General features: G+C 43.9%; 19 protein-coding genes. 5 read left to right on the forward strand and 14 right to left on the reverse strand.

The genetic code is table 11. From position 1 onward, the window contains the following. Positions 1-11 precede the first annotated feature (11 nt). From RSK81_RS12165 to RSK81_RS12205, 9 genes are all read right to left on the reverse strand, one after another. Positions 12-1,400, reverse strand: coding sequence for a prepilin-type N-terminal cleavage/methylation domain-containing protein (locus RSK81_RS12165; protein ID WP_049542299.1), 1,389 nt, complete (start codon positions 1,398-1,400; stop codon positions 12-14). 14 nt (positions 1,401-1,414) lie between these two features. Next, a complete protein-coding gene (locus tag RSK81_RS12170) occupies positions 1,415-1,909 on the reverse strand; it encodes a hypothetical protein (protein ID WP_125341486.1) in 495 nt (164 codons plus the stop codon). Between the two features lie 132 nt (positions 1,910-2,041). Beyond that, the gene (locus RSK81_RS12175) at positions 2,042-2,542 is read right to left on the reverse strand and encodes a prepilin-type N-terminal cleavage/methylation domain-containing protein (RefSeq protein ID WP_049542296.1); all 501 of its coding nucleotides are present in this window, start codon (positions 2,540-2,542) and stop codon (positions 2,042-2,044) included. Between the two features lie 72 nt (positions 2,543-2,614). Continuing rightward, positions 2,615-3,073, reverse strand: coding sequence for a type II secretion system protein (locus RSK81_RS12180; protein WP_049542294.1), 459 nt, complete (start codon positions 3,071-3,073; stop codon positions 2,615-2,617). A gap of 142 nt (positions 3,074-3,215) precedes the next feature. Beyond that, positions 3,216-3,725, reverse strand: coding sequence for a prepilin-type N-terminal cleavage/methylation domain-containing protein (locus RSK81_RS12185; RefSeq protein WP_111676827.1), 510 nt, complete (start codon positions 3,723-3,725; stop codon positions 3,216-3,218). A gap of 122 nt (positions 3,726-3,847) precedes the next feature. Continuing rightward, on the reverse strand, positions 3,848-5,074 hold the full coding sequence (locus RSK81_RS12190; protein WP_004190372.1) for a type II secretion system F family protein: 1,227 nt from the start codon (positions 5,072-5,074) through the stop codon (positions 3,848-3,850). A 3-nt stretch (positions 5,075-5,077) separates the two neighbouring features. Next, a complete protein-coding gene (locus RSK81_RS12195) occupies positions 5,078-6,142 on the reverse strand; it encodes a type IV pilus twitching motility protein PilT (protein ID WP_002899359.1) in 1,065 nt (354 codons plus the stop codon). 1 nt (position 6,143) lies between these two features. Beyond that, positions 6,144-7,826 carry a GspE/PulE family protein gene (locus RSK81_RS12200; RefSeq protein ID WP_315686961.1) on the reverse strand — a complete coding sequence of 561 codons (1,683 nt, stop codon included), beginning with the start codon at positions 7,824-7,826 and terminating at the stop codon, positions 6,144-6,146. Between the two features lie 1,122 nt (positions 7,827-8,948). Continuing rightward, a complete protein-coding gene (locus RSK81_RS12205; protein ID WP_315686962.1) occupies positions 8,949-9,836 on the reverse strand; it encodes a cation diffusion facilitator family transporter in 888 nt (295 codons plus the stop codon). 166 nt (positions 9,837-10,002) lie between these two features. Between RSK81_RS12205 and RSK81_RS12210 the strand changes: the two genes are divergently transcribed. Next, positions 10,003-10,524, forward strand: a complete 522-nt coding sequence (locus RSK81_RS12210) for a TetR/AcrR family transcriptional regulator (protein WP_315686964.1) — start codon at positions 10,003-10,005, stop codon at positions 10,522-10,524. A 38-nt stretch (positions 10,525-10,562) separates the two neighbouring features. Continuing rightward, positions 10,563-11,729, forward strand: coding sequence for an MFS transporter (locus RSK81_RS12215; RefSeq protein WP_315686965.1), 1,167 nt, complete (start codon positions 10,563-10,565; stop codon positions 11,727-11,729). 26 nt (positions 11,730-11,755) lie between these two features. Here RSK81_RS12215 and RSK81_RS12220 read toward each other — a convergent pair whose 3' ends face one another. After that, positions 11,756-13,018, reverse strand: coding sequence for a S41 family peptidase (locus tag RSK81_RS12220; RefSeq protein WP_315686967.1), 1,263 nt, complete (start codon positions 13,016-13,018; stop codon positions 11,756-11,758). Positions 13,019-13,021: 3 nt separating this feature from the next. Next, positions 13,022-13,603, reverse strand: coding sequence for a DNA-3-methyladenine glycosylase (locus RSK81_RS12225; protein ID WP_315686969.1), 582 nt, complete (start codon positions 13,601-13,603; stop codon positions 13,022-13,024). A gap of 280 nt (positions 13,604-13,883) precedes the next feature. On the opposite strand from RSK81_RS12225, the gene RSK81_RS12230 reads away from it, so the two are divergent. The 3 genes from RSK81_RS12230 to RSK81_RS12240 all read left to right on the forward strand — a co-directional run bounded on the left by RSK81_RS12230 (position 13,884) and on the right by RSK81_RS12240 (position 16,049). Next, a complete protein-coding gene (locus RSK81_RS12230) occupies positions 13,884-14,279 on the forward strand; it encodes a hypothetical protein (protein ID WP_002899368.1) in 396 nt (131 codons plus the stop codon). Between the two features lie 163 nt (positions 14,280-14,442). After that, the gene (locus tag RSK81_RS12235) at positions 14,443-15,189 is read left to right on the forward strand and encodes a DeoR/GlpR family DNA-binding transcription regulator (RefSeq protein ID WP_315686970.1); all 747 of its coding nucleotides are present in this window, start codon (positions 14,443-14,445) and stop codon (positions 15,187-15,189) included. A gap of 32 nt (positions 15,190-15,221) precedes the next feature. Beyond that, the gene (locus RSK81_RS12240; protein ID WP_315686971.1) at positions 15,222-16,049 is read left to right on the forward strand and encodes a Cof-type HAD-IIB family hydrolase; all 828 of its coding nucleotides are present in this window, start codon (positions 15,222-15,224) and stop codon (positions 16,047-16,049) included. Between the two features lie 30 nt (positions 16,050-16,079). Here RSK81_RS12240 and RSK81_RS12245 read toward each other — a convergent pair whose 3' ends face one another. From RSK81_RS12245 to dltC, 3 genes are read right to left on the reverse strand one after another with little or no spacing between them, the layout of a single operon-like run. Then, a complete protein-coding gene (locus RSK81_RS12245; RefSeq protein ID WP_315686973.1) occupies positions 16,080-16,565 on the reverse strand; it encodes an N-acetyltransferase in 486 nt (161 codons plus the stop codon). Positions 16,566-16,605: 40 nt separating this feature from the next. Then, the gene (gene dltD / locus RSK81_RS12250) at positions 16,606-17,874 is read right to left on the reverse strand and encodes a D-alanyl-lipoteichoic acid biosynthesis protein DltD (RefSeq protein WP_315686974.1); all 1,269 of its coding nucleotides are present in this window, start codon (positions 17,872-17,874) and stop codon (positions 16,606-16,608) included. Continuing rightward, positions 17,867-18,106 carry a D-alanine--poly(phosphoribitol) ligase subunit DltC gene (dltC, locus tag RSK81_RS12255; protein ID WP_002894204.1) on the reverse strand — a complete coding sequence of 80 codons (240 nt, stop codon included), beginning with the start codon at positions 18,104-18,106 and terminating at the stop codon, positions 17,867-17,869. Before dltC ends, dltD begins: the two co-directional genes overlap by 8 nt. Positions 18,107-18,121: the final 15 nt, after the last annotated feature.

The raw sequence follows: 18,121 nt of genomic DNA on the forward strand, positions 1-18,121 counted from the left end.
CCTGCTCCCTTCTACGGCCCTGATACAAACCACAAATCCTGTTGAATCTGCTTTTTAATGTCAGAAAAGGTCTTTTGCAAAGCTTCTTCATTCGTAGCTGATACATATTTAGTCTCCATACCACCCTCGCCAATCCTATCTGTCAAGCTTTGACCATAAGCGATTTCATGGTCCACACCAGAAAAACCAATCACATTGACCCGCTTAACACCAAGGCCAAATTTTTTAGACACTTCTCCAGCATAAGCAATAGAGTTTTCACGCGTTATGGAGTCTCTAGAATACAAATCATAACCCAGACGACTGTACTCATACCCTAAAGTTGGGGACAGATCATAAATAGGATTGTTAAAAGTTACACGACCAGCTCCCTGGCTAAGATCTACTCTATTGCCAGCGTACAAGGCCCTTGAATCTACTAAATAAGCATTAGGTATCCCGTCAGTCAATAGAACTATATATTTAAGCTGAGCTGGTTGAGACTGCAGACTAATCATCCCATAGCGAAGTCCGTCCCCTGGATTTGTAACACCATCCGGGTTTAAATTTTCACGTTTATTTATGGTGGCTATAATAGTATTTGTACCGTTATCTAAATTAGAAAAATTTTGTTGAATATATTTTGCTGAAGTAGAGAAGCCCACTAAGTTCACACTAATATTCCCAATTTCCGCAAGGTCCTTGATCATGATTACGGATTTCTTTCGTAGAATATCCATACGACTCTCATTACCACTTTTTTTAGTCTCTCTTCCCTGCAAATCCCAATTCATAGAACCAGATGTATCAAAAACAAAAGAAACGGCAATATTCATCTGCCCTTGAATAGGGTCAGTTCGATAAGCAATAGCAATCCCTTTCTTGCCTTTAGCAACCTTGGAAAAGACCTGCTTAGTATTGAGTGCTGATATAGCTGTATCAATGCCTAACTTGTTATTGGTATCTGGATATTTCCCTGTCAGATTATAGCTAATCAAGCGGTTGTCCTGATAGGCGCCCTCTGTCTTAAACTCCAAGTCCAACTTCATATTGTAGAGAGATTTGGTTCCCAGCTCGCTGACATCCCAGTCCTGTTTTTTCTTATTCCATACATAGTTCATGACCTTCTTGCCATCCGCAGATAGGCCGATATAGCTCCATTCTCTGGTTAGTCCTTGCTTGGAACCTTTGAACTTGGAATCATCCAAGATAAAGATTGAGGTTGCCTTACCAACAGTTCGGTCCACGTACTGCATGGAGGTTCGCATTTCCGCCTGGATACTGGCTTCACGCTCGATCAATTCTCGGCTGGAAAACATGGTGTTAAATATAACGCCGATAATGAGTGCTATCATGCTCATCAACATGATAGCCATAATCATCTCGACCAGGGTAAAACCTTTTTGTATTTGTTTCATCATTCCTACCTATTTTTTTACTTTTGTGCCGATCTTACATGGCCTTCTTCTGAGCGAATTCCTTTTGTGTCAAAGTTGAATGTTACAATATGCTCATAATAGTCATTGGACCCAGCTAATTTTGACTTCGATTTAATCGTGATATTATAATTTTCCGGACCTGTCAGACCATCTACAAGCTGACCATTCATCTCGATCTCTGCTACACCGCCATCCTTAAAAGTATGGGTTGACTTAATCGGCACGCTTGAAGGATCCGTGCTATGAGCCCGCTCGTAAAACTCTTCATAAACTGATGACGGATTGCCGTCAACAGGATCCAAATAGGCACCCCAAGCCAACTGCGTGCCAGAAGTCGCTGTGTACTTAGCTTTTAGGTAGCTAAACATGCGCTGAGTTTGGGTTTGCCCAGTATCTACGATAGATGCTAAAATACCAATCATAGCGACCAGAATCACAATGGTCACAATAACCATGGGCAACGTAGACCCCTGTCTTTTTTTTCCTTTCATTTTAGTCTTCTCCTAATATTTCTACTTTTGATATTGCCAAAATAGTTGTCACAGTCTGACAACTACTTTGGTAATATCCGACTGCTAAAGCAGTCGGAGTAGAGAAATCTCTATGTTTAGATGATTTGATGATTATGGAGTAGCGCCACCAGCATTGTTGTTTGCTGTCGCTGAAGTGTTAACACCGTTAGCTGACCAGTCATACTTCCATTGTTTTTGATTTTTATCACCTGCTTGTTTGCCAGATGGGATAAAAGTAGATGTCAAAACATGGTTTGTTGAGTCAATTGTATGAGCTGTGTTTTTGTCATTCTTAGCCAGAGCATCTACAATCTTAGTTGAGTCGCCTTTAGCATTTTTAGAAATGTATGGTGCTAGTTTTTCAAGAGTGATTTCACCTGGATTAGTTGGATCATCTTGCGCGCCGATATAAGATTGGATAGCTGATACCAGCTCACGGTGTTCTGATTGAATACGCGAACGACGTGCATTGTCTTGGAAGGAAGTAATAGCTGGAATCGCTACAGCTGCGATGATAGCGATAATGATGATTACCACGATCAACTCAACCAAGGTGAAACCTTTACCTTTTTTCTTCAAATCCTGACGGAATTTTTGCAATTTGTTTAACATTTAAATATTCTCCTATTTTCTTTTTATCTTTATTTTTCGCTGAATATCAGCTTAGTTTTAAATTTAATTGGGCTAGTTTGTATTTGAACCACTATATCTCCAATCGTAAAGCCAAGTTTTGTCCTTGGTTTTATCAGTTCCCACTCCTGAGGGATGGAAGGTCGAAACCAAAGTTGTTCCATCAATTTTATGAGCTGGCTCCGTATCATTCTTAGCAAGGGCATCCATAATCTTAGCCGAATCTCCCTTAGAATTTTTAGAGATATATGGTGCCAATTGCTCCATTGTAATTGACTTTACAGTTTCCGGGTCATCCTGTGATCCGATATAAGACTGAATAGCAGTTGCCAACTCACGGTGTTCCGATTGAATACGTGAACGACGCGCGTTATCTTGGAAAGAAGTAAGGGCAGGAACCGCTACAGCTGTGATAATCGCGATAATGATGATAACCACAATCAACTCAACCAAGGTAAAACCTTTGCTTTTTTTCTTCAAATTACGACGAAATTCTTGCAATTTGTTGAGCACTAACTTCTCCTAATTCTTTTTCACAAGGGCTGCTGAGCAGCCTTTTTAATATCTCTCAAATGTAGGGTTTTAATTCATCTTTTCTTAGATGATTTGATAAGTATTACCACTTTTTGAAACAGCTTAACTAGAGATTACTTCTTTAGTTGGCATTTACACCATTAGCTGACCAGTCATACTTCCATACTTTATCTTTTGAAGCATCTTTAGCGCCTGATGGCTTAAAGGTAGAAGTCAAAATATGGTTTGTTGAGTCAATTGTATGAGCAGTTGCAGTACCATTCTTAGCTAGAGCATCTACGATTTTAGTTGAATCGCCTTTAGCATTTTTAGAAATGTATGGTGCTAGTTTTTCAAGTGTAATCTCACCTGGATTAGATGGATCATCTTGCGCTCCGATATAAGACTGGATAGCTGATACCAGCTCACGGTGTTCTGATTGGATACGTGAACGGCGTGCGTTATCTTGGAAGGAAGTGATAGCTGGGATAGCTACAGCTGCAATGATAGCGATAATGATAATTACCACGATTAACTCAACCAAGGTAAAACCTTTACCTTTTTTCTTCAAGTCCTGACGGAACTTTTGCAATTTGTTTAACATTTTGAATAGATCTCCTATTTTTTCACAATTTTTACTATTTTTGCCCACAGGGGCATTTGTTTTGTTCCTAGCTGGGAGACCCTACAAACTCCCAGCATCAGAACGGTTTTCCTAACTTTTTGTGCAGAGCAGTTGCCCTGCTACCTCCTAAACTTTTCTGAAACACCTTCCTACTGGTCGGCTCCAGATCCTGCATCCACAGCGTGAGCAAGCTCAAACATTGGCAGCATGACAGAGGCAACGATACCTCCGATGATAACCCCCATGACGATGATCATGGCTGGCTCCAAGAGTGAGAGCAACTGCTTGATAGCTGTTTCAAGCTCTTCTTCATAATAATCTGATGTCTTGACCAGCATGGACTCCAGAGACCCAGACTCCTCACCGATTTTGACCATCGAGAGCATCATAGGCGGGAAGAGACCGGTTGAGGTAATCATCCCTGTCAGACGTTCCCCTTTTTGCAGACCTTCATTAGCGATCTTCATCTTTTCAATGACGACAGCGTTGTTGGTCGTTGCAGCAGCAGACTCAATAGCCTCGACCAAAGGGATACCTGCACTGGTCAAGATAGCCAAGGTGCTGGCAAAGCGAGCAGTGACAATCTTCTGCATTGGCCCCTTGATGACCGGCAGATTAAGCTTGAGCCGATCCAGTTGGTAGCGGCCTGCCTCTGTACTGCGATAGCGTAAGAAGAGGAAGACCAGAATCCCTATCACACCGAAGAGGATGTACCATGAAGAGCGGACAAAGTTACTAGCTGCTAGTACGATACGCGTTGGTAGCGGCATGGCCATCCCACTCTGCTCAAAGATTCCTGAGAAGCTTGGGATAACGACATAGAGCAAGGCCAGGACTGCCGCCACAGCCAGAAAGGCCAGGACTGCAGGATAGATCATAGCTCCACGAATCTGGCGGCTGGTCTTGAGCTCTTTGTTATAGTGCTCAGACATCTTTTCCAGCACCTCGTCCAGCTTACCAGTCTTTTCACCAGCCTGCACCATACGGATCAGGAGATCGGGAAACATCCCTTCCTGATCCAGCATAGCCTTGGACAGCTGACTACCTTCTTTTAGGCTCTTGCTGACGATTTTAAGGCTAGATTTGAGGTTCTTTGAAGTAGCCTGTTGTTCTAGGATATCCACTGCATTATTGAGGGGAATCCCTGACTCCAGCATAACTGACATCTGCTTACAGAAGAGCGATATGTCCTTGAGCTTGATCTTCTTGCTTTGGAAAAGGACAATCTCCTTAGAACCCATGACCTTTTCTTCGACACTGATTGGCTTCCCTTTGAGACGGATCCGATTGACGGCGTCTGTCCGGTTAGGAGCGTCCACCTCTAGTGTGACGACCCCTTGGCGAGTGTCTAAGTATTTACAAACATATACTGTCATGCTCTAGTACCCCACTATTCCTAGGGATTTTTCAACTTGAGCGCGGTCCACTGAGTAAGACAGCAGTGTTCTTTGGTCGATGACATTGCGACGATAGAGTCCCATGAGCGAAGTGTCCATGGTAATCATGCCTAGCTGAGCCCCTGTTTGGATTGGGGTTAGCAGCTGGTGGGTCTTACCTTCGCGAATGAGGTTGCGAATAGCGGGTGTTCCCAGCATGATTTCAAAGGCAGCTACACGACCTTTGCCGGTCGCTGTACGCATAAGCTGCTGCGATACAACGCCTTCCATAACGGCGGAAAGCTGCACACGGATCTGCTCCTGCTGCTCGGCTGGAAATACGTCGATAATCCGGTCCATGGTGTTTACGGCACCGACCGTGTGGAGAGTTGACAGGACCAAGTGACCTGTTTCCGCCGCACGCAGAGCGATTTCAATCGTTTCTTTATCCCGCATCTCACCAACTAGGATGACATCCGGGTCCTGACGAAGGGCACCGCGGAGGGCATTGCCGAAGCTTTGCGTATCCGCTCCCAGCTCACGTTGGTTGACCAAGCACTTATTATGCGTATGCATGTACTCGATCGGATCTTCAATTGTGATGATGTGCTCGTCCCGCAAGCTATTCATGTAGTTGATCATGGTTGCCAGGGTCGTTGACTTTCCGCTTCCTGTTGGCCCGGTAACCAATATCAGCCCCCGGCGTTTCTCAGCTAGCTTTTTGATAACTGGTGGCAATCCCAGAGATTCCATAGATGGAATATCCTTGGGAATGACCCGCAAGGCAATCCCGCAGTTGTTTTTCTGCTTAAAGATATTGACCCGCAAGCGATAGCCATTATCGACCTCGTAGGCACAGTCCACTTCACCGACTTCTAAAAGATGAGCAATCTGCTTCTCATTTAAAATATGCTTGGTGAAGCGAACCGTGTCTTCGTTGGTCAAAATTGTATTGTTGAGTTGTGTTAACCTCCCGTGCAGACGCATGGTTGGCTCAGCGCCAACCGTGAAGTGGATATCTGATGCACCCGCTTCAATCGCCTGCTTAATTAACTCATCCAAATTCATCCTAAACTTCCCCTTCTAGACTAAAGGCAATCTTCATTGCTTCTTCAATCGTTGTAGTCCCCTGTTTTGCGATATCAATGGCCTCCTCCGCCAAGTCTCGCATACCATTTTTCTTAGCTTCTGCTCGAAGCTGTGACGTTGTTCCACCATCATTAATTAGTGATTTAATCTCCCTTGTCACTGCCATGATTTCGTGGATAGCTATACGTCCATAGTATCCCGTACCGCTGCAGTAGTTGCAACCGCGTCCGCGATACAAGGTGTCTCCCTTGTGAATACCGATACCTGCATGTTCATTTGTTTCTACAGTATATTCAGTCTTACACTTAGGACAGATGCGCTTAATCAAGCGCTGTGCGATAATACCGACAGTCGCCGTTGATACCAGATAAGGCTTGATGCCCATATCGACCAAACGGTTGACTGTACTAGCTGTGTCATTGGTGTGAATAGTCGAGAGAACGACGTGACCAGTGATAGCGGCACGAACCGCGATACTAGCTGTCTCTTCGTCCCGAATTTCCCCCAAGAGAACGATGTCCGGGTCCTGACGCAGGATACTTCTCAAACCACTCGCGAAGGTCAGTCCAGCTTTATTATTTACCTGAACTTGGTTGACCCCTTCCAATCGGTACTCAACCGGATCTTCAACGGTGATGATATTTTTTCCTACATCATTGAGCTCACGGAGCGCTGTATAGAGAGTGGTTGTCTTTCCGCTTCCTGTCGGACCAGTCAGCAAGATAATGCCTTCCGGAGCCTTAAGAATATCTTCAAAGAGCTTCTGATTGGTTGGCGAGAATCCCAACTCCTCTTTACTGAGGAGAGTTGCATTCCGGCTCAAAATCCGAATAACGATTTTTTCACCGAATACAGTAGGCAAGACTGAAACCCGCATATCGACTTCTTTGCCGTCGATGGTTGTCTCAATCCGTCCATCCTGAGGAATCCGCCGCTCAGCGATGTCCAGACCACTCATGATCTTAATCCGTGTCGCAATGGCTGAGTGAGCATTGGCTTTCAACTGCATGTTTTCCACCAAGGTCCCGTCAACCCGGAAACGAACACGAACAACTTTTTCAAAGGGCTCAATATGGATATCGCTGGTCCGCGTCTTGATTGCCTGACTGATAATCGAGTCAATCAAACGTACAACCGGAGCGTTTTTGATTTCGAGATCTTCTTCGACGATCTCTTCATCCACATTAAAACCTTCGATTTCGGTCGCTGCCTGTTGGGCTTCTTCTCCTTTGGAATAGTATTGATCGATATACTTCTCAATATCATCCCGAAAAGTTACATAAGGTTCTACCACCATCTTAGAGACGATTTTAACGTCATCTAGGGCGATATAGTTGCTTGGGTCTGCCATCGCAACTATTAACTTGGGTTCTTCTCCCTCTTCCCCATCTGTGAAAGAGATCGGAATCAATCCATGACGTTTAGCAACTTTTTCTGAAACCTTCTCGACAGCTTCCTTTTCTATCACAAACTGTGATAGATTGACATGAGGTACACGATAGTAGTAACTCATGACTTTCAGCATATCTTCTTCTGTCACATAGCCCTTGCTGATTAGATATCTCTCTAACTGCATGTTTGATTGTGGCATATCTTGAAGAATTTCTTCTTTTTGAGCTGCCGTTATCAGATTGAATTGAACCAATATAGCGATTAGTGCCATTTGTTTCTCCTGTCTGTGATTTTTTTGTAAAAATCCTTCAATTCTTTCTATGCGTTAATAGATAACAGCTTTCTTAAAAAAATCTCCCTCGCTTAAAGATTCCTTTAAGGTTTCTTTAAGCTTTTTAAGTTAGGCTAGTACATGGAAAATTTACCAATAGAACCAAACTTAATGTTTTAAGTTAGATGCTTTGAGCAGTATCTCCATTTGATAAACCTAGTAAACAGTCCTTAAACCAATCCTAGGATTGACAAGGGGCGTTTTAGATTTGTCAAAAGGGGCGCAAAAAAGCAGATGCCAAAAACATTTGTTCTTGCGTTCTTAGATACTATACAAAGCAAGTTCTCTTGCAAAATTTCTCATGCTTTGAGATTTAGGTTAAACCGTGTGTGTGTGAAGTTGGTTTAACCCGAATCAGCAAGCAGCCAATGCCATAAGATAAGAATTCTTGTCTTATGGTTTTTTCTTTTTACCGATATGCATATTTTGGTAGGAAATGCTAGGAACAAAAGCTTTATTTGCTTTAAAAAACATTTACCTATCACAGTATATGACATAATTGACAACTTGTCAATAAGTTTGCCTCGAAAAAAATGATTACATTTAAAAAAATGTTTAATTTTGATAAAACCTTGTTATATCAAGCTTTTTGACACTTTTTTAAAGCGTTTTTTTACTTCGAGGATAAAAAAAAGCAAATTTTTTTGAGGAAATTTCCCTTTTACTGCTTCTTTTTCAACCTTCAGATGGACAGTGTGACAGCATCTGTCCTCTTCTAATCGGTAGTCGATATGCTTAGGAAAGGCGCTTCAGGACAAGGCTTAGCAAGCTTTGCCTGTTTCTTCCTACCCAATAGTATATGCTAAAGAAAAAGCATTGTCAATACATTTGCATTTTATTATATGTAAAACCTATCTAAAAATGCACAATGTGCGCGGCTTGTCTATTTTTGCAGGCAAAGTAACAAGATTTAAAAAGCTCAAATTTTCAGACGAAGAAATAGAGGCTTTAAATAAGAAGAAAATCATAAAAATAGAATTACTTAAAAAATGGCAATCAGACTATAAAACAAAAAAACAGCCCGATTATCGGACTGTAGAGATATGTTTACAGTAATACTATTTAAATATGAGGTTTTAAATCGCCCTCTCCACCCAGGCACCACTCTTCATGCTCTTCCAAGCTGCTATCCGTCTGGATAGTGATTTTGGTGATGCCATAGGCTTGCAATTCTTGACGCAGGGTGGTTTGGGTCTCGGCCAGCAGATCTGGATTTTCAAGACAGATATGGATCATAGCAAATTTTTCCATACCGTCTGTGGTCCAGACATTGAGCTGGGTAATAGTCTGAACGTTTTCAACTGCCAGAATTTCCTGATAAAGCTGACTCAGATCAATATCGCTAGGGATATGATCCAGAAAAATCTTGATATTTTCCCAGAACTTAGGCAGGGCCTTGCTGAGGATGAAGCCTGCAATGAGCAGGGAAAGCAGCGGGTCAAGAAAATACCAGTCGGTAAAGCGCAGAACGATAGAGACCAGAATAACAGCAACCCAACCCAGAATGTCCTCTAAAAAATGGAGACTGAGAATAGACTCATTATGACTGTGTCCATGACCATGGCCGACCACCTTGCTGGCTGCTAGATTGACTATAATGGCAAAGATACCCAGCACCAGCATGCCGTCATAATTAACCTTTTCAGGCGCAAAGACCTTGGGTACATTCTCGATAATCACCAAGGTCGAGCCGACTAGCAAGATGACCGAGGTCAGCAGGGCTCCTAAAAGACTGTAGCGCTTGTAGCCCAGAGTGTATTTCTTGTCTTCTTTTTTATTAGAAATTTTTTCAAAAAGGGTAGAGAGTCCGATAGCCATCGCGTCTCCTGTGTCGTGCACAGCGTCGGCTAATACAGCGCTGGAATTGAACATGAAGCCAAAGATAAACTCAAGAATGGCAAAGGAAAAGTTTAACAGAAAGGCAATAGTCATATTTTTACTAGATTTCACAGTAGCCTCCTTTCAGTTTGGCTAAATTTATAGTATAATGTAATCAAAACGGAACACCTTGTTCAGTTTTCATCTTTATTATCCCTTATTCTCAGAAAGGAAACAAGAAGCAATTGAGGAGCTTTGTCCGTTACTGAACAATCCTGCTCTTTTGTTCCGAAATGCTATGGACAGACGAGTCAAGAAATCACGCGCAGCCATTTACCAAGCTTTTATCAGCCTGCTGCATCAAAAAAGCTATGAAAGCATCACCGTGCAAGAAATCATCGACCTGGCAGACGTTGGCCGGTCGACTTTTTATGCCCATTTCGATACTAAGGAAGCTTTGCTAGAGGAGGTTTGCCAAGATCTCTTTCAGCATACCTTTCTTGAACGCGACGACGGCAAGGATCTCTTTGAAGCAACCACCCACATTTTCAAGCATTTCCAAAAGAATCAGGACAAGATTGCAACCTTGCTGCTTTCGAAAAATATCTATTTCACCAATCGCTTAAAGATTGAGCTGGAAAACTATCTCTTTCCGATGATTCAGGAACAGCTCCTGCGAAAAAAATCTCAGCTGCCAGAGCCCTTTCTGAGAAATTACGTGACTTCTACCTTTGTGGAGACGGTCAGCTGGTGGCTCCAGCAAAAGAAAACATTGCCAGAAACAGTTATCAGCCAGTATTTTCTGGATTTGATGGACTGATTTTATTTTGATATTTATATATGAGGAAACTTAACTTTATGAAAAAGCAACATTCGAAATTTCTACTTCCAGGTATTCTGATGGTGGGCGTTGTCCTACGGGCACCTTTTGCAGTTCTGCCTGTTGTGCTGGGCGATATTGCTAAGGGGCTGCAAGTTCCCGTCAACTCTCTGGGACTGCTGACTAGCCTGCCCTTGATTATGTTTGCCCTCTGCTCAGCCTTTTCCCCACGCCTGGCTCAAAAGGTCGGCCTGGAAAAGCTCTTTACCATAGCTATTATTGTGCTGACTCTGGGCTCTTTTATTCGTATTTTTAACCTGCCTCTACTCTACGCAGGTACAATCATGCTAGGGGCTGCCATCGCTGTCTTAAATGTGCTCTTGCCCAATGTCATTCAGGCTAATCAGCCAGAGAAAATTGGATTTCTAACCACGCTCTATATCACTTCTATGGGACTGGCCATCTCAGTCATGTCTCCCTTGGCTGCGCCGATTGTCCGCTTAGCTGGCTGGAAAGGACTGATTCTCGTCCTGACCCTCATCTGCTTACTGGCCTGCTTGATTTGGCTTCCCAACAGCCGGCACAATCACAAACTGACTAGTAAAAACCGCGAGCAGCAAATGGGTTCCCTGCTAAAAAATCCTAGAGTATGGGCTCTGATTGTTTTCGGTGGTCTGCAGTCTTTACTCTTCTATACGGCTATCACTTGGCTGCCGACTCTTGGTCAGTTGGCAGGACTTTCCAATGATGCTACTGGTTTCTTGGCCTCTGTCTTTTCCTTTATCAGCCTTCCTTTGGCTATGACGATACCTAGTCTGACAACGCGTCTATCCGCTAAAAAACGCTTGGGAATGATTGCTCTCTTTTCTGTAACCGGTATGGTCGGTCTGGGTATGCTGCTGGTAAAGACAGATTCCTTTGTCTACTGGCTCATCCTCAATCTGCTAATCGGTATGTCCGTCAGCGCCCTCTTCCCCTACCTCATGGTCACTTTCTCGCTGAAAACCAGTACTCCTGAACAAACCGCTCAGCTATCTGGCTTGGCCCAGACTGGCGGTTATATTCTGGCCGCCTTTGGACCTAGCCTCTTTGGATACAGCTTTGATTTATTCCATTCCTGGACTCCAGCCATCCTCATTCTCATTGGCTTGGCTGCCATTGTGACGCTAACACTCTTTTACATTGAGAAGTTTGACAAGATCTAATATAGACGAAAAAACGCTTAGAAAGCCTAAGCGTTTTTGCAATAGTTGAGGCACTCTTCCAGGTCCACATCCCGTTCTAAGTGCTCTGGTGTCCAAGGAATCAAGATATCTGGTTCAACTCCCCTGTCATTCATGCCCTTTCCTTGATCAATCCTAATGTCACGTGAAGTGGGAAACAAGAGCTCATAGTCACCAAAATCCTTCACGCAGCAATTGGAATAATCCAAAATTCCCATAGTCGGACGCCCTAGGACCGTAACCTTGGGCATCTTTTTCATAGTATCAACAAAATTATCACCTGAAGACCCACAGGTAACATCTGCTAGCACAAAGACTTTTTCAGGTCGAGCTAGGCCTAGGACATCTGGCAGAAAGTTTTGATTGCTGTCTTCATCGCCATAGAGGACATAACCTTTCCCTCGATTTTCTTCTAGCTCTTTTAGAAATTCTTTAATGATTTGGTGAGTTTCTGCTGATAAGTTTGAATCTTCCAGGATACTTTGCATCAGTTGCTGACGCAAATCAACATTTCTATCAGTATAGAGAATCTCCATCCCATCATCGCTTGGCAAATCTAAGTCTCTGAAGGCCTTTCCCTGAGGGAGAATATATTTGAAAAGTGGATAATAAAGCGAGTCCGTCCCGCCATAATTGACTCGAACATCAATGATTAAATACTTGGCCTGCTCAATTGCTGCTTGGCTGTCTGCATATAGCTGACTGATAGCAGCCTCATCCGTAAAATCTTCTAACTTAAGATAGACGATGTCCTCAGAAAGATTGCGACATTCAAACTGCGGTGGCTTCTTTGGGTGAGCGGTCGGCTGAACATGTAGTTGCTCTTCCTTGCCATTGCGCACCACCGTAACTTCTCCGGCATGCCCCACAAAGTAAGCCCACTCCTTGTGCTGTCGCTCTAGTGTGGAACTGACAAAATAATCCTTGTGCTCTTGATACACCTGAGGCAAGGCTTTTCCATCTAAGGCTAGAATCTGGTCTCCACGTTTCAGCCTCGTATCGCTATTTGCCTGCAGGACGTAGAGGCAGTCTTGGTAGTATCTCAGTTTAAAGCCGGGCGGTTGCGTTTCCTTAAGCCCAAACCAAACATGAGACAAAATCCCAAAACTGGCTATATAACAATGCATCTGGTAGAGAAAGTCCTCTTGGCTCATCTGGTCTGTGATACGCGCTCGATATTCTTCGGGATTTGCACCCGTGATGTCTTTCTTTGTAGAGGAATCCTCTCGCATAATTTCTACAACTTGCTCAAAAATCTCTGTTTTCTTCATCTTTTACTCCTTCTTCCAAGTGTCCTCATCATCCAGCAGGCCTCGCTTGGGCACTTTTGAGACATGACGATTGCCAGCCACATAAAAGCCTAAGGGCTCCTCCCGCCAGGCATCTGTGCAGGTCACACCAATCCGCGAACGGCTGGCAATCTGATTGGGAGTCAGGTCATGGGCTAATTGCAGACTGGAAGTCGCTAAACTCTGTCCATCAAAGCGCTTATCAATCCCAGCATACTTGGTTAGCTTGCCAGGACCATTAGCTATAAGTCGGCCGTCCGGCAGCTCCAAGGCTCGAATCAGTACGGCTTCGGCTACATTTTCAGCCTTGGTCACCAAATTCAGCATCTGATGACCATAAATCTGATAAACATACCAGTGACCAGCTGGCAGATACATGGATTCATTCTTAGGGGAGCGGCGCCCTCTAGCTGAATGACAGGCGCTGTCCTGACTTCCTAGATAGGCTTCTGTTTCGACAATTCGGCCTAACTTCTGGCCATTTAGAATCAGCTGCATACCTAGCAAAGCTCGCGCTGCCGCAACTGTGTCTGCCTCGATTAGTTTCTGAAAATTTCTTGATAACATAGGTTGATTATAGCATGATTTCTCCATTTACAGAGGAAAAGAAATGTTGCAAAAATGTTATTTTTTTCCTTCTCACGGACAAGAATTGTATTACAAAACGATTACATGCTGAATAAGCAGGAAATCGCGAAAAAGCTTATAAAATCTATGTTTTCTCTAATTGTTTTGCATATATTTTGTAACATTTTTATTAACAGAGTATGTTATTTATGTATCAATCTAGTTTTTCATTGCTTCAAATGAAATATTTGTTTAATATTATACTAGAAGGAGGGGTAAGATGAAAAAATTATCTAAAATTTCTTTATTTTTATTACCACTAATTGCACTTTTCTTTTTAGCAGCTTGCGGAAATTCTGCAGATAAGAAGACTGAAGAAAGCTCAAGTTCCAGCTCAAGCGTATCTTCTTCATCTAAAGCTAAGACAAGCTCTAGCAGCACATCTGAAGAAAGCGGCAGTGCCAAAGTCAACGTAAACGGCGGTGATACTAGCGTTAATGTAAATGGCGATGACGAAAGCGGCGATGCTTCTGTTGAAACTAACGGAGACGGTGCTGCTAATGTACAAACTGATAACGCTGGTGTTAGCGTAAATGAAGATGGCGTTCATGTTCAAGGCGGCGGTGTTGATGTTAAGGTCGGCAGCGATGGATCTGTCAATATCCAAACACCTTAATTGAAAAAAGTCTTTCAATTATTATAAATCATGAAAACCGAGATTTGCTCGGTTTTTTGATTTTCTCCAATGTAATTCTTAATGACTTACAAATGATTATAAATGCTTTTAAAAACTTATCAATTGTGTTATACTCTATCTAGAAAAGTAGGGAGGGACAAGCATGTACCAAGAACAACGCTTAGCTGAAATTTTAGAGCTCTTGGCTGAGAAAAAACAGCTGTCAGCCAAGGATATGATTGAGCATTTTCAGGTTTCTAAAGATACTATTCGGCGAGATTTTTCGATTTTGAGCGAGCGTAGGCTTGTACAGCGCACCCACGGAGGTATTATCCCGCTGGATACTAGCCGGCAAATCCCCTCCTTTAACGATCGTATCAACCAACTAAATCAAGAAAAAAAGGCTATTGCTCAGAAGGCCAATGACTTTCTCAAGCCGGAGCAGATTGCTTTCTTTGATGTCTCAACCATCGTCCTCCATCTGGCCCAGCGCATCAAGGAGCCTATGACAATCTACTCCCATTCTCTGGATAATGCGATCATGCTGAGCAGTCAGGACAAAGTGGACTTTCACCTCTTAGGCGGAAAATTTTATCCCAAAAACCGATTCTACTACGCGCTCAATGAAGCAGAGCTGCTGGAGCAAATTTCCTTTGACATTGCCTTTATAGGGGCAGCTAGTGTCTCTGACGGTCTAGTCAGCTTTGAAGACGAAGCTGATGCCCACCTGAAAAAACTGGCTTTGAAGCACACCAAGACTAAAATCCTGCTGGCCGAGCAAGACAAGTGGCAGAAAGAGTCTAAGTACATCCTGGGTCCTGTCAGCGACTTTGACTACTGGATTACGGACCAAGCGCCCAGCCCTGAAGTCCAAAAACTGCTTGGAGACAAGGTTAAAATAATTTATTAAATCGATCCATTAGACACATAGGAGGATGAGCTATGATAAAACAAGCGATTCGTCTGATTATCAGCGATATTGACGGTACCATTTTGGACGACCAGCACCAAGTAGATTCTAAACTCAAGGACATGATTCCCCTGCTAAGCCGAGAAAAAATCCCTTTCGTCCTCGCTTCTGCTCGCTCTCCTCTAGGCATGGAGCCGATTGCGCGTGAGCTGGGACTGGGAGATAATCCGTTAGCTTGCTACAATGGCGCTCTGGTCATCAAGGGCGACCCGCAAGCTTATGAAACTATTATCGAGCATCCTCTCGACAAGAAAGAAATCCGCACTTTTATAGAGCTGGTCAAGGCTGAATTTCCTAGTGTGTCAATCAATCTCTATTCCGGTAAGGATTGGATCGCTGATCGTCTAGATAAATGGGTGCAGATAGAGGCTGAGATTACAGGTGAGCAGCCGATGATTCAGAATGTGTTAATGCCAGTGCTGGATGTTCTAATGCCTGCTCACAAGTTACTCCTCATTGATGAAGCGCCTATCATCCAGAAACTCCATGACTACCTGCAGACTTTAGACTTTCCCAAGACAGCCTTCTACCTCTCTAAGGACAACTACATGGAAGTCACAGCCAAGCATGTCTCCAAGGAGCAAGCCTTGCACGAACTTGCCCAGCACTACCAAGTGCCTCTAGAGCAGGTCATGTCAATCGGAGACAACTTCAATGACCTTCCTATGCTCCGCCTAGCTGGACTTGGAGTCGCTATGGGCAATGCCCCTGAAGCCGTCAAAACCGAAGCCAAAGCCGTGACCAAAAGTAACAATGAGCACGGAGTTGCAGAAGCTATAGAAAAGTATGTTTTGATATAACGCAAAAAATCTGCTCAAGAGCAGATTTTTTTATTGATGATAGTCATAAGCCAGGCGAGGACTGCCGTCTGCCACATGAATAATTCCGCACTCCCTAAAGCCATAGTTCAGCACAGCTGCCTGCATAGGCTGATTGTCCGCATGGGTATCGATTCGCAAATAGAGAATCTGCTGGCAGCAAAAATCAAAGACCTGACGGGATAGGCCTCTGACTTGGCCATTTGAAGCGATGCGATGAATGGTGCCGTAAGGCTCCACAAAATGCCAGGCTCCTTTTTCGATGACCTGATAGGTCGGGTCTTCTCCAATGATAAAAGCAAAGGTGCCGACCAGCTGCCCTTCTTCCTCGACAACAAAGGAGTAGCCAGCCGCAATATCATCCTCAATCAAGCCCGCGCTGGGATAGCCTCCATCCCACTGAGTCGGATTGCCCTGATCTTTCATGAACTGACGAGCCACATCATAAATCGCCATAATGGCTGGGATATCTTCTATTTGGGACAAACGAATCTTCATCTTTCCTCCTTTATAAAAATAAGGCTGGAAAGTCCCAACCTTATTTGAATTCTTCTGGTTTGCCAGTGTACTGAGACCATTCCTTGCTGAAGAAGCGGTCATTCATCTGATAGTTTGGCGCTGGCTGTGGATTGGCTACAAAAGGATCAACCGCCTTATCAAAGGCCAGCCAGCCATTCCAGCCCATGTGAATAGTGTCCTGCATGAAGTAAGGCTTGTCGCCGTCCTTAGAAAAATCAGCGATGTTGGTAAAACCCTGACTTTCCAGCTGGTAACGAATCTTAGCCACTGTCCGCTGGTACATTTCTGGACTGAGTCCTGTATACTCCATCCACTTAGAATTGACCGGTGGAATGATGAAGATGACATTGGTCTTTGACTTGGCGAACTGGTCCAGAACCAGCTGCAAGTCGTTGTACTCAGGAGATTTTTCATAAGATTGCTTGGTTTGAAAACCTCTGAGCTTGGCAACCTTGCCGGCCAGACGGGTCTTGTAAAATTGATTGTCTATGCCGAATTGGTTGTTATTGGTCTTCTTCTTGGCTTCTGCTGTGGCAATCTCTTCCAAAGCTTTATAGGAGAAGGTATCTGGCAGATCCGCCATATAAGGCAAAATTCGCTGGTCATAATTTCCATTATTAAGGGCAGCAAAGTTGCTAAAAAAAGCATCTTGGCGCTCATTAAGATGAGCCATCATCTCAATATGGCGCTCTTCAAAGCTGCTCAGCTTTTTACCTTCAGACAGCTTCTGGACGCTCTCTGCCATAGCGACATCTGGATAGAGCTGAAGGAGGCGCTGGGCTGCATATTGCGCCGCCGCATCTCCTTGCTGCTGAGACAGATAGGCCGTCAGCTGATCGCTATTGAAGTACTGCTGAAAGGCCGAAGCATCATAGCCAGTCTTGGTAAACCACTGAGGTGACACCACATAGACCGCCGTTTGCCCCTCCAACTCAGAGGACATCTGCTGCATACCAAAGTACTGATTAAATGATGCTGCCCCACGCTGACCTAGAAAATAAGGCCGATAGGAGCGGTCGTACTTCTCAGCCAGCACTGCTGGATGCATGCTATCAAAGCGCAGCCACTCGCTAGAGCCAAAAAAGGGAACAAAGCGCATCTTCTTATCGGTCAAGGCTGTCACTTTCTTACTGCGGCTCTTGAAGTTTTCTGCTGTCAGGGTCACTGCCGAGCGCTTCTCTGCTTCTATATCATGCTTTTTATCAAGCGGATAGAAGAAAAAGAGCAGGGCAACCATGACCATAGCGCAGAAAACTGGCCCCAGAATCAGCCAGAGTCGTTTAAGCATTGCGAAGCTCCGTTACGCCTTCAACGATTTTATTGGCTGTGTTCCAGTCATCACGGCCAAACTCTGACACTGGCACGCGGATATCAAAACGGTTTTCCAGCTCAACAATCAGTTCGACCGTTCCCATACTGTCTAGGACACCAGCATCAAACAAATCCTCGTCCATCATGTCTGACACATCTTCCATAAATAGTTCTTCAATAATTTCAATTACTTCTGCTTTTATATCCATTTTTCTTCCTCATTC

Source organism: Streptococcus sp. DTU_2020_1000888_1_SI_GRL_NUU_041A, from assembly GCF_032387735.1.
GTDB classification, from domain to species: Bacteria; Bacillota; Bacilli; order Lactobacillales; family Streptococcaceae; genus Streptococcus; species Streptococcus sanguinis.

Excerpts from the sequence above, each read along its gene's own strand:
- RSK81_RS12230 (WP_002899368.1), top strand. The coding sequence starts at position 13,884 with ATGAAAAAATTATCTAAAATTTCTTTATTTTTATTACCACTAATTGCA.
- RSK81_RS12240 (WP_315686971.1), top strand. The coding sequence starts at position 15,222 with ATGATAAAACAAGCGATTCGTCTGATTATCAGCGATATTGACGGTACC.
- RSK81_RS12245 (WP_315686973.1), bottom strand. The coding sequence starts at position 16,565 with ATGAAGATTCGTTTGTCCCAAATAGAAGATATCCCAGCCATTATGGCG.
- RSK81_RS12195 (WP_002899359.1), bottom strand. The coding sequence starts at position 6,142 with ATGAATTTGGATGAGTTAATTAAGCAGGCGATTGAAGCGGGTGCATCA.
- dltD (WP_315686974.1), bottom strand. The coding sequence starts at position 17,874 with ATGCTTAAACGACTCTGGCTGATTCTGGGGCCAGTTTTCTGCGCTATG.
- RSK81_RS12235 (WP_315686970.1), top strand. The coding sequence starts at position 14,443 with ATGTACCAAGAACAACGCTTAGCTGAAATTTTAGAGCTCTTGGCTGAG.
- RSK81_RS12215 (WP_315686965.1), top strand. The coding sequence starts at position 10,563 with ATGAAAAAGCAACATTCGAAATTTCTACTTCCAGGTATTCTGATGGTG.
- RSK81_RS12220 (WP_315686967.1), bottom strand. The coding sequence starts at position 13,018 with ATGAAGAAAACAGAGATTTTTGAGCAAGTTGTAGAAATTATGCGAGAG.
- RSK81_RS12210 (WP_315686964.1), top strand. The coding sequence starts at position 10,003 with ATGGACAGACGAGTCAAGAAATCACGCGCAGCCATTTACCAAGCTTTT.
- RSK81_RS12170 (WP_125341486.1), bottom strand. The coding sequence starts at position 1,909 with ATGAAAGGAAAAAAAAGACAGGGGTCTACGTTGCCCATGGTTATTGTG.
- RSK81_RS12165 (WP_049542299.1), bottom strand. The coding sequence starts at position 1,400 with ATGATGAAACAAATACAAAAAGGTTTTACCCTGGTCGAGATGATTATG.
- RSK81_RS12200 (WP_315686961.1), bottom strand. The coding sequence starts at position 7,826 with ATGGCACTAATCGCTATATTGGTTCAATTCAATCTGATAACGGCAGCT.
- RSK81_RS12225 (WP_315686969.1), bottom strand. The coding sequence starts at position 13,603 with ATGTTATCAAGAAATTTTCAGAAACTAATCGAGGCAGACACAGTTGCG.
- RSK81_RS12190 (WP_004190372.1), bottom strand. The coding sequence starts at position 5,074 with ATGACAGTATATGTTTGTAAATACTTAGACACTCGCCAAGGGGTCGTC.
- dltC (WP_002894204.1), bottom strand. The coding sequence starts at position 18,106 with ATGGATATAAAAGCAGAAGTAATTGAAATTATTGAAGAACTATTTATG.
- RSK81_RS12175 (WP_049542296.1), bottom strand. The coding sequence starts at position 2,542 with ATGTTAAACAAATTGCAAAAATTCCGTCAGGATTTGAAGAAAAAAGGT.